The sequence below is a fragment of the Virgisporangium aurantiacum genome (genome assembly GCF_016863635.1).
GTDB classification, from domain to species: Bacteria; Actinomycetota; Actinomycetes; order Mycobacteriales; family Micromonosporaceae; genus Virgisporangium; species Virgisporangium aurantiacum.
The window spans coordinates 82,379-95,061 of the sequence record NZ_BOPG01000002.1 but is presented as its reverse complement, the minus strand read 5'-3'; the positions used below and the strand labels follow the sequence as shown (position 1 = coordinate 95,061).

Sequence of the window (12,683 nt, the reverse complement as noted above, 5' to 3'; positions counted from 1 at the left end):
GCCCATCGCAGGCCCGACCCGCCTCCGCCTCGACGCCCCGCAGCGAAACCCCATCCGCACCGACTGGTTCCTCGCGTAGCCCACCAGGGCGATCTTGGACGATTCGCGGTGTCAGGGGCCCGCACGGCGTCCAAGATCCGCGAAGCGCTTCCATGGGAGCGCTTCCATACTTCGGTGATCACGTTGGGTAAAAGTTAGGAAATCTGCCGTACATGCCGTTGACATTGAACCGGCCCCCTCCCTAGCGTCTGCGCAAGCGCTTCGACGCCCGCATCGTCGAAGCGCTTCGACAACAACCCGGCGGCGGGCGCCGGGCTGATCGGTACCTGTCTCCCACCGGGAGGACCCCATGTCCCGAACCACCACCCTGACCCGTTCTCTCCTGGCGGTGGCGCTCGCCGCGACCACCGCGCTGGCCGCCTGCAGCGGCTCCGACGACGACGAGGGCTCCGACGCCAAGAGCCTCACGCTCTGGCACTACGAGGGCCCGACCAGCGCCATGGGCGTCGCCTGGAACCGGGCGATCGAGATCTTCAAGGAAAAGCACCCCGGCGTGGAGGTGAAGTTCGAAGAGAAGAGCTTCGAGCAGATCCAGCAGAGCGCCGGCATGATCCTCAACTCCGACAACGCGCCCGACCTCATGGAGTACAACAAGGGCAACGCGACCAGCGGCCTGCTCTCGAAGCAGGGCCTGCTCACGGACCTCAGCAGCGAGGCGACCAAGCGCGGCTGGGACAAGAAGCTCAGCACCAGCCTGCAGACCACCGCCAAGTACGACGCCGACGGCGTGATGGGCAGCGGCAAGTGGTTCGGCGTCCCGAACTACGGCGAGTACGTGATGGTCTACTACAACAAGGATCTGTTCGCGCAGAAGAACATCGCGATCCCGAAGACGCAGCAAGAGTTCGAGACCGTGCTCGACACGTTCGCCAAGGGCGGCCAGGTGCCGCTGTCGGTGGGCGGCGCCGAGTACCCGGCGATGCAGATTCTCTACGAGCTCGCCCTGTCGAAGGCGAACCGGTCCTGGGTCGACAGCTTCCAGCTGTACAAGGGCAAGTTCGACTTCAAGGGCCCGGAGATGACGTACGGCGCCACCACGTTCTCGGACTGGGTGAAGAAGGGCTACATCAGCAAGGACGCCGCGGGCATCAAGGCCGAAGACATGGGTGTCGCGTTCACCCAGGGCAAGTTCCCGATCCTGATCTCGGGTAGCTGGTGGTACGGCCGGTTCACCAAGGAGATCAAGGGCTTCCAGTGGGGCTCGTTCCTGTTCCCCGGCAACAAGCTGCACCTGGGTTCGAGCGGCAACCTGTGGGTCGTCCCGACGAAGTCGAAGGCGAAGGGCCTCGCGTACGACTTCATCGACATCACGATGTCGCCGGAGATCCAGAACCTGCTCGGCAACTCCGGTGGCGTTCCGGTCGCGGCCGAGCCCGACAAGATCACCGACGCGAAGAGCAAGGAACTCATCGAGAACTTCAACCTGGTGCTGAAGGACGACGGCCTCGCGTTCTACCCGGACTGGCCGGCGCCCGGCTACTACGCCGTGATGGCGGCCGCGACGCAGGGCCTCATCACCGGTTCGAAGACGGTCGCGCAGTGGCAGGACGAGGTGGCCAAGCCGTACGACCAGAACCGTAAGGATCTCGGAAAATAATGTCAGCGCGAAAGGGCGGCTACTTCGTCTTCCTGCTGCCCGGGATCCTGGCCTCGATCGTCGTCATCGTCATTCCGTTGGTGATGACGATCGGGGCCAGCTTCACCAAGTGGAACGGGATCGGCGACCCCGAATGGATCGGGCTCGACAACTACACCCGCCTGTTCGGCGACGAACTGTTCTGGCGTTCCTTCAAGAACATCGTCGCGCTGATCGTCGCGATGGCGGTGGTGCCGACGCTGATCGGCCTGCTGCTCGCCGCCGTGCTGTTCGACTACGTCGGCAAGAAGTTCGGCCCGCGCACGGCGAACGTCTTCCGCTCCGGTTTCTACCTGCCGCAGGTGATCCCGGTGGCGGTGACCGGCATCGTGTGGGGCTGGATCCTGCACCCGGAATACGGTGCGCTGAACCGGATTCTCGACGCGGTGGGCCTCGGCAGCCTCGGGCGGAACTGGCTCGGCGACGAACGGTACGCGCTCTACAGCGTGATGGGCGTGCTCATCTGGGTGCAGATCGGCTACCCGCTCGTGATGTTCATGGCCGGCCTGCAACGCATCGACCCGCAGCTCTACGAAGCGGCCGACCTTGACGGAGCCTCGTGGTGGCAACGGTTCCGGCGGATCACCGTCCACATGCTACGGCCGGAGTTCTACGTCGTGCTCGTCACCACGACCATCGCGGCGCTGAAGGTGTTCGGCCCGGTGTTCGTGCTCACCAACGGCGGCCCCGCCAACGCGACGGTGGTGCCGAGTTACTTCGCGTGGCGGAACTTCTTCGAGAGAGCCAATGTCGGGTACGGATCGGCGATCTCCGTCGTGCTCACCGTGTTGATCGTGGCGTTGTCGGTGGTCTTCCTCAAGCTGCAAAATCGGGGGGACGCGCGATGAGCACGATCGAGAAGCGTGGCCCCTTCAAGTACCCCGTCCTGCTGGTGCTGATCGTCGCGCTGGTGCTGACCGTCGGCCCGATCCTCGTGATCGTGGTCAACGCGGTGAAGAGCCCCGCCGACTACGCGACCAACGGGCCGCTGTCGTTGCCCGGCACGCTCTACGTCGACGGCATCATCGACTTCTGGGAGCGCGTCGACTTCACCAGGAAGCTGTGGAACAGCTTCTTCGTGAGCATCGTCGTGTCGGTGCTCGCGGTGGTGCTGTCGGTGCTCAACGCGTACGCGCTGGGCATCGGGCGGATGCGGGGCCGGATCTGGTTCCTGATCTTCTTCCTGATGGCCAACCTGCTGCCGCAGGAGGTGCTGGTCTACCCGCTGTACTACCTGTCGAAGGAGGTCCACCTCTACGACAGCCTGTGGGCCGTGATCATCATCTTCACGGTGGTGCAGAGCGCGTTCGGCACGTATCTCCTGTCGAGCGTCTACGCGGAGTTTCCGCGCGAACTGCTCGACGCGTCCGAAGTGGACGGTGCCGGCCGCTGGCGCACGCTGTGGAGCGTCGTCGTGCCGATCAGCCGGCCCACCATGGGTGTGCTCTTCACGTTCTTCTTCATCTGGACGTGGAACGAGTTCTTCCTCCCGCTGATCTTCCTGATCTCCAACGAGAACCAGACCGTTCCGGTGGCCCTCGCGGTGTTGCAGGGCGACCGGCAGATGGACGTCACCACCACCTCGGCGTCGGCGCTCATCGGCGTGCTGCCGGCGATCCTGTTCTTCGTCATTTTCCAGCGCACGCTCACCCGCGGCATCACCGCCGGTGCGATCAAGTAACAGGAGTACCACGCCATGAAGTTCACCGACGGGTACTGGCGTAAGCGGGACGGCGTCACCGCGTTGCACCCCGCGCACCTGCACGACGTCGAGGCCGACGCGACGACGCTGACCGTGTTCGCCGCGACCAGGCGCGTGCACCAGCGGGGCGACACCCTCAACGCGCCGGTCATCACGGTCACCTGCAGCAGCCCGATGCCCGACGTGATCCGGGTGACCGTGAGCCACTTCCTCGGCGAGCAGCCGAAGTATCCGCGGTTCGAGATCGCGCACGACGACGCCGTGCGCCCGGTCGTGAACGAAGAGGACGCGACGTTCGCGAGTGGACGGTTGACCGCCCGCTTCGACCGGAGCGAGCACTGGGGGCTCACGTTCGAGGCGGAGGGCCGCACGCTCACGAGCAGCGGCTGGAAGGGCATCGGCGTCATCGACACCGACGACGGCGAGCACTACGTGCACGAGCAGCTCGCGTTGAGCGTCGGCGAGACCGTGTACGGGCTGGGGGAGCGGTTCGGGCCGCTGGTGAAGAACGGCCAGAGCATCGACATCTGGAACGAGGACGGCGGCACCAGCAGCGAGCAGGCGTACAAGAACGTGCCGTTCTACCTCACCAACCGCGGGTACGGCGTGCTGGTCGACCACCCCGGGCGGGTGTCGTTCGAGGTCGGTTCCGAGGTGGTGTCGCGCACGCAGTTCAGCGTCGCCGGGCAGAGCCTGTCGTACCTCGTCATCTACGGGCCGTCGCCGAAGGAGATCCTGCGCCGCTACACGGCGCTCACCGGGCGTCCCGCGCTGCCGCCGGCCTGGTCGTTCGGGCTGTGGCTGACAACCAGCTTCACCACGAGCTACGACGAGGAGACGGTGACGTCCTTTGTGGACGGTATGGCCGAGCGCGACCTCCCGCTGTCGGTGTTCCACTTCGACACGTTCTGGATGCGCGAGTTCTCCTGGTGCGACTTCCAGTGGGACTCCCGCGCGTTCCCCGATCCGCCCGCGATGCTCAAGCGCCTCAAGGACCGGGGGCTCCGGATCTGCCTCTGGATCAACCCCTACATCGCGCAGCGGTCGGTGCTCTTCGCCGAGGGAATGGCGAACGGGTATCTCGTGCGGAAGCACGACGGCGACGTCTGGCAGTGGGACCGGTGGCAGGCCGGGATGGCGCTGGTCGACTTCACCAACCCCGGCGCCCGGGAGTGGTACGCCGGCAAGCTGAAGGCCCTGCTGGACATGGGTGTCGACTGCTTCAAGTCCGACTTCGGCGAGCGCGTGCCGACCGACGTGGTGTGGCACGACGGATCCGATCCCGAACGCATGCACAACTGGTACACCCAGCTGTACAACGAGACGGTGTTCGACGTGCTCCGCGAGACCCGCGGCGACGGCGACGCGGTGGTGTTCGCGCGGAGCGCCACCGTCGGCGGGCAGAAGTTTCCGGTGCACTGGGGCGGCGACTGCTCGTCGACGTTCGAGAGCATGGCCGAGAGCCTCCGCGGCGGCCTTTCCCTTGCGGCATCAGGGTTCGGCTTCTGGAGCCACGACATCGGCGGCTTCGAGGGGAAGCCGGATCCGGCCGTGTTCAAGCGGTGGGTGCCGTTCGGCCTGCTGTCGTCGCACAGCCGGCTGCACGGCAACCAGACGTACCGGGTGCCGTGGCTGTTCGACGAGGAGTCGGTCGACGTCCTCAGGACGTTCACTCGCCTCAAGCACCGCCTGATGCCGTACCTCTTCGGTGCCGCCGTGAAGGCGCACACCGAGGGCGTCCCGGTGATGCGCCCGATGGCGCTCGACTTCCCCGACGACCCCGCGTGCGCGTACCTGGAGACGCAGTACATGCTCGGCGACAGCCTCCTCGTCGCGCCGGTGTTCGCGGCGGACGGTGACGTGCGGTACTACGTCCCGGCCGGACGGTGGACGAAGTTCACCACGGGCGAGGTCGTCGAGGGCCCGCGCTGGGTGCGCGAGACGCACGGCTTCGACAGCGTGCCGCTGCTGGTGCGCCCAGGATCGGTGGTCGCGGTCGGCGCGGTCGACGGCCGTCCGGACTACGAGTACGCCGACGGCGTCACCCTGCGCCTGTTCGAACTGCCCGACGGCGAGCGGACGGTGAGCGTCCCCGGAATCGACGGAACCACGGCCGCGACGTTCGCGATCACCCGGACCGGCGCGAAGGTGAAGGTCGAGCGGACCGCAGGGCCGCACGCCTGGGCCATCGAACTGGTCGGCGCGGGCGAGCCGTTGCGGGTTCCGGCCACCGGTTCCCAGGCGGCGATCGGGTAGCGATACTGGGCGCATGAGCATGGACACGGCCGCGACGCTCGAGGCGTGGCGGCACACGTTCGCGGCGAGCATCGACGTCTGCGCGGACCTCACCGACGAGGAGTGGTCCGCGCAGACCGAATGTCCACTATGGACCGTGAAGGACGTGTGCGCCCACCTGGTCGGCGGCGAAGTGTGGATGAGCGAGGGGCATCCCCCGCCGACGGAGGGGCTCGCCCGCATCGCCGACCGGCCGGTGGCCGAGCGTCGCCACGCGAGCGGCGCCGAGGTCCTCGCGGAACTGCGCGACGTGTTCGCGTTGCGGCAGCGGCAGGTGGCGGAGAACCCGCCCGACCCGGCCGAGCCCGCGATCACCGCCTACGGGGTGCCGGTGACCCTCGGGATCCTGCTGACCCATCGCGCCTTCGACGGGTGGGTACACGAGCAGGACCTCCGGCGCGCGCTCGGGCGCCCGGGCAACCTCGACGCGCCGGCGGCGCCGATCGCCCGCGACATCCTCCTCGCCAGCCTGGCCCGCGTCGTCGCGAAACACGCGGCCGCGCCGCCCGGATCGGTGGTGCGCCTCGAGGTCGACGGGCCGCTCGCGTTCGACGTCGCGGTCACCGTCGACGAGCGCGGCCGCGGCCACCTCGCGCCCTGGGTCGGCGGTGCCGCCGCCACCACGCTGCACACCGACTGGGAGACCTACGCCCGCCTGGCCGCCGGCCGCATCGCGCCGGCCGCCGCCGAGGTCAAGGTCCACGGCGACGCCGAGGTCGCCGCGCGCGTCCTGGCCCATTTCGCGGTGACGCCATGAGCGAGGCCTAGGGTCGACCCATGGCTCAGATACCCGATGACCTGGCGGCCGCGAACCGGAAGCTGATCGACGAGTTCCGCGCCGCCGGACGCTCGTTGCCCGGGCGCCCGCTGCTCCTGCTCACCACCACCGGCGCCCGCACCGGGCAACCGCGCACCAACCCGATGATGTACGTGCGCGTCGACGACCGGCTTCTGGTGATCGCGTCGGCCGCCGGCGCGCCGAAGCATCCGGACTGGTATCACAACCTGGTCGCCCACCCCGAGGTGACGGTGGAGGCCGACGGCGCGGAGTACCCGGCGACGGCCAGGCCCACCGAGGGCGCCGACCGCAACGCGCTGTTCGCCCGGATCGTGGAGCAGTACCCGTTCTTCACCGACCACCAGGCCGGCGTCGACCGCACCATCCCGGTGGTGGAACTCATCCGACGCTAACCGACCAGCCGCGCTGTGCCGCCGAAATCCCGCACAAGAGCGTCGCTGGCATGCCCGCCTTCGGCGGTCATACCAGCGAGGACGGCCTCCAGCGCCTCCGCGGCGGGGGTCTCGACGTCGGGGAGGACGCCGGTGCCCTCCCAGTTGTCGCCGGCCTCCGGGTCGAGGGCCCGGCCGGTGGGGATGGTCAGCTCCAGGTGCGGGTGCAGCCGGTGCCCGACGCGGGGGTGGGCGCCGCCGCCGGTGCGCTCGCCGACCACCGTGGCCCGCTTCCGGCGCTGCAGGTCGAAGGCGAGCTCCTCGCCGCCGGAGAACGTGGTGCCGCTGGTGAGGACGAACACCGGTTTGGTGCCGCCGAACCGGCGGCCCGGCACGTAGGGAGCGCTCCAGCTCTGCGTGGTGCGGTCGCCGACGCGTTCGTAGATGTCGATGAGGTGGGTCGGCTCGTCGAACAGGTAACCGCAGATGAACGCCACCATCGTCGGGTCGCCGCCGAGGGTCTTCCGCAGGTCCAGGACCAGGGCGTCGGCGGGGGCCGCCACCTGCATCGCGCCGGCGACCGCCTCGCCCGCCATCGTGGGCGGGAACAGGATCGGGTTGATCTCGATCCGGGCCACGGTGGTGCCGTTCGGGCCGGCCAGCCGCTCGACCGCGGCGACTCCGCCGAGGGTGCGGGCCGCCTGCGCGGTGAACATCGCGACCGTCATCTCCTCGCTCGGCAGGTCGGGGATCTCGTCGTCGTGGTGCTTCAGGCGCAGGTGCCGGTCGCCGTTGGCCGACTGCAGGTCGGTGGTGACGAGCGCGGACAGCTCGGTGACGCCCGCGCCGGCGTACCGGCCGCCGCGCAGGTTGGCGCGCAGCAGGTCGGCGAGCTTCGTCCCGGTCTCCGGGAAGACGTACTGGGCGCTCAGGAGGTCGGCCGAGGTGGTGACGATGCGGTCGAGTTCGGCCGCTGCGAGGGGGGTCATGGCAGTCGAGTAGAGCAGCCGGTTGACAAAGCGTCAAGAGTCCTTGACGCTTTCTGTATGCCCGACGAAGTCTTCGAGGCCTCCACGCCGGCCCAGCTCAAGGCGCTCGCCCATCCGCTACGGCAGCGGCTGCTGTACGCGCTGGGCGGCGACGAGTCGGCCACGATCAGCCAACTGGCCGCGTCGTTCGGGGAGAACAAGGGAAATATCGGACACCACCTGAAGGTGCTGCACGCAGCGGGCCTGGTACGGATCGTGGCCACCCGGCAGGTGCGCGGCGGAACCGAGCACCACTACCAGCGCACCGCGCGGCGGGTACACGTCGGCGGGCCGCCGCAGGCGACGACCACCGCGATGCTGCAGGCGGTGGCCGACGAACTGGCCGGCACACCCGAGGAACCGGTGCTGATCCTGCGGCACGTCCGGCTCTCGCCGGCGCAGGCCGAACGGCTGGCCGCCGCGCTCACCGCGATCGTCGAGGACGCCACCGACGACGGCCCGGACGCGCGTCGCCACGGCCTGCTGGTCGGCCTCTACGAGTGCTGACCCGGGTCGACGACCGCCGCCACGGCGTCGCGCAACGACGACATGAGGTGCTCGGCGGGGAACTCGCACATCCGCAGCGTGAACCACGGTCCGGAGGTGTCCGGCGCGACGATCACCGCGGTGCTGCCGGCCCGCCGGTGCCGGCCGATCAGCCGGTCCATCAGCCGCACGCCCGCGCTGTCGAGGAACCCCACCCCGGTGAGGTCGACCACCAGCGGCGCCGACGGCGTGGTCCGGGCGAAGATCTCGGCCTCGATGCGGTCGGCCACCGCCGTGTCGATGTCCTGCCCCAACGTGATCACGCAGACCCCGCCGAGGGACCGGATCGACACGTCATGCGGTGTCACGGGTCCATCCTCACTCCACCCCACGCTCACGTAACGCGCGACGCATCGTGATCGTCGTTCCGCCGTCGCGGACGATCGTCACGTCGTCGACCACGGTCCGGATGAGCGGCAGCCCACGGCCCCGGTCGGTGCGCGGGTCGGGTTCCCGCCACCTGCCCCGATCGTGGACGGTCAGCTCCACCGAGCGGCCGGCCGGCTCGTCGGTGACGGCGGCGTCGACGCGCACCACGCCGTCGCCGTCGGACGCGTACGCGTGCTCGATCGCGTTCGCGAGCGCCTCCGAGCACGCCAGCACCAGGGCCTCCTGGTCGAGCGCCGGCACGCCGAAGCCGGCCAGCCAGGTGCGCAGGTCGTCCCGGACGCTCTTGATCCGCACGATGTCGGCCGGAACCGTGCACGCGAACACCGGCCCCACGCCGTAGGCGAGGCAGAGCATGCACGCGTCGTCGTCCGGTTCCTCGGCGAGCGCCGCGCCGAGGTCGGGCAGCAGCCAGGCGAGCGGCGCGTACCGGCGGGCCGCGGCCTCGCCGGCGAGCCGGGCGAGATCGGTGTGCAGGTTCCCGGTGCGCCGCTCGACCAGCCCGTCGGTGTAGAACAGCAGGCGCGCGCCGGGCCGCAACTGCACGTCGGCCTCGACCCGCGGCTTCATGCCCGTGTACGCGGCGATCGGGGTCGACCGGCCCGACCACAGGAACCGCTCGCCCCGGCCGGGCTCGATGAGCAGCGGCGGGACGTGTCCGGCGCAGGCGTACCGCAGGTGGCCCGAGGTCAGGTCGAGCAGCCCGTACGCGACGGTCGACATCCGCCCGTCCTCGAACCGGTCGACGAACCGGTCGAGCCGCTCCAGCAGTCCCGCCGGTCCGGGATCCGTCGCCGCCAGCGCCCGGACGGCGCTGCGCAGGTGGCCCATCGTGGCGGCGGCCCGGATGCCGCGGCCCACGACGTCGCCCACGACGATCGCCACCCGGTTCGGACCCACCAGGAACGAGTCGTGCCAGTCGCCGCCGACCTCCACGGTGTCGGACGCCGGCCGGTACCAGGTGCCGATCGCCATCCGCGGATCGTGCGGCGGGTCGCCGGCCAGCAGGCCGCTCTGCAGGATGTGCGCGTTCTCGTGCTCCTGGTCGTAGAGCCGGCCGTTCTCCAGCGCCAGCCCGGCGGAGGCGGCGAGTTCGCTGAGGAACCGGGTCCGCCGGTGGAGCTCGCTGCCGCGCGCGCACCCCAGCACGAGGACGCCGATCACCCGCCCGCGCGCCCGCAGCGGAACCGCCACGTCGCGCTCACCGGTGCCGGCGTGCGTCGACGTGGTCGTGGTGCCGGTGCGGACCGCCGTGTCGACGAACTCCTGGTCGGTGTGGGGGACCGCGTCGGCCGATTCCGCGTCCTCGTCCGCCGGCGCGGACGCGAGCAGCGTGCGCCCCGCGTCCACGACAAGTTCTATCCGCGCCCGCAGCGTGACCGTCGGGACCAGCTCGGCCACGAGGGCCTCCGCCCGCGACACCAGCCCCGCGGTCTCGTCGAGCCGCCGGCTCAGGCCGACCAGGAACGTCGCCTCGTGCTGCAGTTCGACGGTCTCCGCGTGCAGCCGGGCCCGCTCCAGCGCCTGCGCGCACTGGGTGGCGAACGTGCGCAGGAAGCTCCGCTCGCCCGGCGGGAACGGTCGCACGCCGGCCCGGCCGAGGACCATCGAGCCGAGCCCGGTGGCGCCGACGCGCAGCGGCAGCACGGCCACCGACCAGTCCTCGATGTCGGTGAACAGGCCGGCGAGCCGGTCGGCGTGATCGGCCGCCCGGGCGAAGAACGTCCCCTCGCCGGCCGGCCAGGTCAGGATCTGCCGCAACGGGGCCGGATCGCGGCCCCATCCGTCCACAATGGACTGTGGAAACCCTTTGGTGACGGCCGGCACCGCCGACCTCGCGGGGGCCAGGCGGTCGGCGACCGGCGCGCCGCCCGGAAGCACGACCAGGAGCCGGTCGAAGTCCAGCGCCGCGGCGACCCGGTGGGCGGTGGCGACCGCGATCTGTTGCGCGTCAAGGGGGACGGCGAGCGCGGCGGTGATCAGTTGCAGCGTCTCGGCGCGCTGGCGCAGCTGCTTCTCGACCTCGAACTGCCGCGCCCGCTGGATGGTCTGCGCGGCCTGGCGGCCCAGCGTCCAGATGAGCTGACGCGTCTCCGGGTCGATGTCGTCGACGGTCCGGTACGCGAAGGCGGCCACACCGAGGACCCGGTCGCCGACCGTCAACGGGACGAGCGCCAGCGCGCCCAGCCCGAGTTTGACCAACGTGTCGGCGGCACGGGGGAGGTCCTTGCGGACCTCGTCGGGCGACTCGACCACCACCAGCGTCCTCGTGCGGGCCGCCCGCGCGTGCGGCAGCGGATCGTCGAGCGTCGTGCGGAACACCCGCGGTTCGCCCGGCTGCGTTCCGCCGTTCATCCATTCGAGGGACATGCCGTCCTCGGTCACCAGCCACACCGAGCTTTCCATGGCGTGGGCGGCCCGCCGCCCGGTGCCGGCCAGGGCGGCGACGACGTCGCTGTGGGTCAGCGCGACCGCGAACTCGGAGATCACGGTCTGCAGCAGCGTCAGCCGCCGCTCCGACTCCTCGGCGGCCCGCCGGGCGGCGAGCAGTTCCTGCTCGTACTCGCGCCGGAACAGGGCGCTGAAAACGGCGGTGTGGATGAACGCGGGCGTGCCGTCGGGGCCGAGCTGCACGTCGGAGTTGACCAGGGCGGGCATCCGGCTGCCGTCGCTGCGCACCAGGTCGACGGCGATCTCGCGCACCGCGCCCTGCATCGCCAGCAGCGGACCGTAGTGGGTCTCGTAGTAGATGCGCCCGCCGATCGCCAGCAGGCTCTGGAACGTGGTGTACCCGACCAGTTCGTCGCGCTCGTATCCGAGCCATTCCAGGAGGGTCTCGTTGACGCCGACGATCGTGCCGTCCATGCGGGTGGACAGGTAACCGCACGGCGCGTTCGATAACCGCTCGTCGGGGTCGCTCACACGCCCAGGAAGGCCTTCATCGCGTCGACGGTCTCGGACGGCGCGCTCAGGTTGGGGCAGTGCCCGGTCGCTTCCATCACCACGAGCTTGCTGTCGGCGACGTGCTCGTGCACGTAACGGCCAACCGCCAGCGGCGCGATGACGTCGTTGGAACATTGCAGTACGAGTGTCGGAACCGTGATCCCGGGCAGGTCGGCGCGGTTGTCGGAGGTGAACGTGACCTCCGCGAAGTGCCGGGCCACCACCGGGTCGGTGCGGCAGAAGCTGTTGGTCAGCTCCTCGCCGAGTTCCGGCCGGTCGGGATTTCCCATGATCACCGGCGCCATCACCCGCGACCACCCGAGATAGTTGCTGTCGACCGATTCCAGCAGTTCGGCGATGTCGGCGTCGGAGAAACCACCGGTGTATCCGGTGGCCGGGTCGTCGAGATAGCGCGGCGACGGGCCGATCATGACGAGGTTGGCGAACCGGTCGGGCTCGCGGCGCACCGCGATCGCGCCGATCATCGCGGCGACCGAGTGCCCGACGAACGTGACGTCGTGCAGATCGAGTTCGTGCACGATGTCGAGAATGTCGGCGGCGTACCCGTCGAGCGAGGAGTACTTCTCGGCCGAGTACGCGTTGAGGTTGGACAGGCCGTATCCGATGTGATCGAACAGCACGACGCGATGGGTGTCGACGAATGCCGGTGCGACGAACCGCCACATGTTCTGATCGCAGCCGTATCCGTGCGCCAAAAGCATCGGCGCGCCGTTCTGGAGACCCGTCACCGTGACCGCGTTGTCTACCACAGATCCCACTCAGGACACATTACGGTGCGTGGTGTCGGACGCAAATTGACCATCGGGTCGGATACCGCGCGTCGATCGGCACCGGTGGATCATCCGCTTTGCAGAATTTTTTTGTGAGCACAAGCGTGACGGTTCGTAATCGTAAT

Annotated in this window: 11 protein-coding genes; 7 read left to right on the top strand and 4 right to left on the bottom strand. The window is 69.5% G+C overall.

Going from position 1 to position 12,683, the window contains the following annotated elements:
- The first annotated feature begins 349 nt into the window (after nt 1–349).
- The 6 genes from Vau01_RS00685 to Vau01_RS00660 are packed head-to-tail and all read left to right on the top strand — an operon-like array spanning nt 350 to nt 6,884.
- The gene (locus Vau01_RS00685; protein ID WP_203985768.1) at nt 350–1,657 is read left to right on the top strand and encodes an extracellular solute-binding protein; all 1,308 of its coding nucleotides are present in this window, start codon (nt 350–352) and stop codon (nt 1,655–1,657) included.
- Entirely contained in the window at nt 1,657–2,544 is an 888-nt protein-coding gene (locus tag Vau01_RS00680) for a carbohydrate ABC transporter permease (protein WP_203985765.1), read from the top strand. The genes Vau01_RS00685 and Vau01_RS00680 overlap by 1 nt, the downstream gene beginning before the upstream one ends.
- Nucleotides 2,541–3,377: a carbohydrate ABC transporter permease gene (locus Vau01_RS00675; RefSeq protein WP_203985762.1), complete on the top strand. Its 837-nt coding sequence runs from the start codon at nt 2,541–2,543 to the stop codon at nt 3,375–3,377. The genes Vau01_RS00680 and Vau01_RS00675 overlap by 4 nt, the downstream gene beginning before the upstream one ends.
- A 15-nt stretch (nt 3,378–3,392) precedes the next feature.
- Nucleotides 3,393–5,654: an alpha-xylosidase gene (gene yicI / locus Vau01_RS00670; protein ID WP_203985759.1), complete on the top strand. Its 2,262-nt coding sequence runs from the start codon at nt 3,393–3,395 to the stop codon at nt 5,652–5,654.
- 13 nt (nt 5,655–5,667) lie between these two features.
- Nucleotides 5,668–6,450, top strand: coding sequence for a maleylpyruvate isomerase family mycothiol-dependent enzyme (locus tag Vau01_RS00665; protein WP_203985756.1), 783 nt, complete (start codon nt 5,668–5,670; stop codon nt 6,448–6,450).
- 20 nt (nt 6,451–6,470) lie between these two features.
- Nucleotides 6,471–6,884 carry a nitroreductase family deazaflavin-dependent oxidoreductase gene (locus tag Vau01_RS00660; protein WP_203985755.1) on the top strand — a complete coding sequence of 138 codons (414 nt, stop codon included), beginning with the start codon at nt 6,471–6,473 and terminating at the stop codon, nt 6,882–6,884.
- Here the strand turns inward: Vau01_RS00660 and Vau01_RS00655 are convergent.
- Complete coding sequence (locus Vau01_RS00655; RefSeq protein WP_203985752.1) at nt 6,881–7,852, bottom strand: S41 family peptidase; 972 nt, start codon at nt 7,850–7,852, stop codon at nt 6,881–6,883. The two genes, Vau01_RS00660 and Vau01_RS00655, sit on opposite strands and share 4 nt — an antisense overlap.
- Nucleotides 7,853–7,909: 57 nt before the next feature.
- Between Vau01_RS00655 and Vau01_RS00650 the strand changes: the two genes are divergently transcribed.
- Nucleotides 7,910–8,398: an ArsR/SmtB family transcription factor gene (locus Vau01_RS00650; protein WP_203985749.1), complete on the top strand. Its 489-nt coding sequence runs from the start codon at nt 7,910–7,912 to the stop codon at nt 8,396–8,398.
- On the opposite strand, the gene Vau01_RS00645 is transcribed toward Vau01_RS00650, so the two are convergent.
- Genes Vau01_RS00645 through Vau01_RS00635 form a run of 3 tightly spaced genes read right to left on the bottom strand, consistent with a single transcriptional unit; the run spans nt 8,386 to nt 12,546 of the window.
- Nucleotides 8,386–8,745: an STAS domain-containing protein gene (locus Vau01_RS00645; protein ID WP_203985746.1), complete on the bottom strand. Its 360-nt coding sequence runs from the start codon at nt 8,743–8,745 to the stop codon at nt 8,386–8,388. The two genes, Vau01_RS00650 and Vau01_RS00645, sit on opposite strands and share 13 nt — an antisense overlap.
- Nucleotides 8,746–8,755: 10 nt before the next feature.
- Entirely contained in the window at nt 8,756–11,746 is a 2,991-nt protein-coding gene (locus Vau01_RS00640) for a SpoIIE family protein phosphatase (protein ID WP_203985743.1), read from the bottom strand.
- Nucleotides 11,743–12,546, bottom strand: coding sequence for an alpha/beta fold hydrolase (locus Vau01_RS00635; RefSeq protein ID WP_275423902.1), 804 nt, complete (start codon nt 12,544–12,546; stop codon nt 11,743–11,745). The genes Vau01_RS00640 and Vau01_RS00635 overlap by 4 nt, the downstream gene beginning before the upstream one ends.
- Nucleotides 12,547–12,683: the final 137 nt, after the last annotated feature.

Bases quoted from the DNA above. Each gene is read 5' to 3' on its own strand.
- Vau01_RS00685 (WP_203985768.1), top strand. From the start codon at position 350: ATGTCCCGAACCACCACCCTGACCCGTTCTCTCCTGGCGGTGGCGCTC.
- Vau01_RS00680 (WP_203985765.1), top strand. From the start codon at position 1,657: ATGTCAGCGCGAAAGGGCGGCTACTTCGTCTTCCTGCTGCCCGGGATC.
- Vau01_RS00675 (WP_203985762.1), top strand. From the start codon at position 2,541: ATGAGCACGATCGAGAAGCGTGGCCCCTTCAAGTACCCCGTCCTGCTG.
- yicI (WP_203985759.1), top strand. From the start codon at position 3,393: ATGAAGTTCACCGACGGGTACTGGCGTAAGCGGGACGGCGTCACCGCG.
- Vau01_RS00665 (WP_203985756.1), top strand. From the start codon at position 5,668: ATGAGCATGGACACGGCCGCGACGCTCGAGGCGTGGCGGCACACGTTC.
- Vau01_RS00660 (WP_203985755.1), top strand. From the start codon at position 6,471: ATGGCTCAGATACCCGATGACCTGGCGGCCGCGAACCGGAAGCTGATC.
- Vau01_RS00655 (WP_203985752.1), bottom strand. From the start codon at position 7,852: ATGACCCCCCTCGCAGCGGCCGAACTCGACCGCATCGTCACCACCTCG.
- Vau01_RS00650 (WP_203985749.1), top strand. From the start codon at position 7,910: ATGCCCGACGAAGTCTTCGAGGCCTCCACGCCGGCCCAGCTCAAGGCG.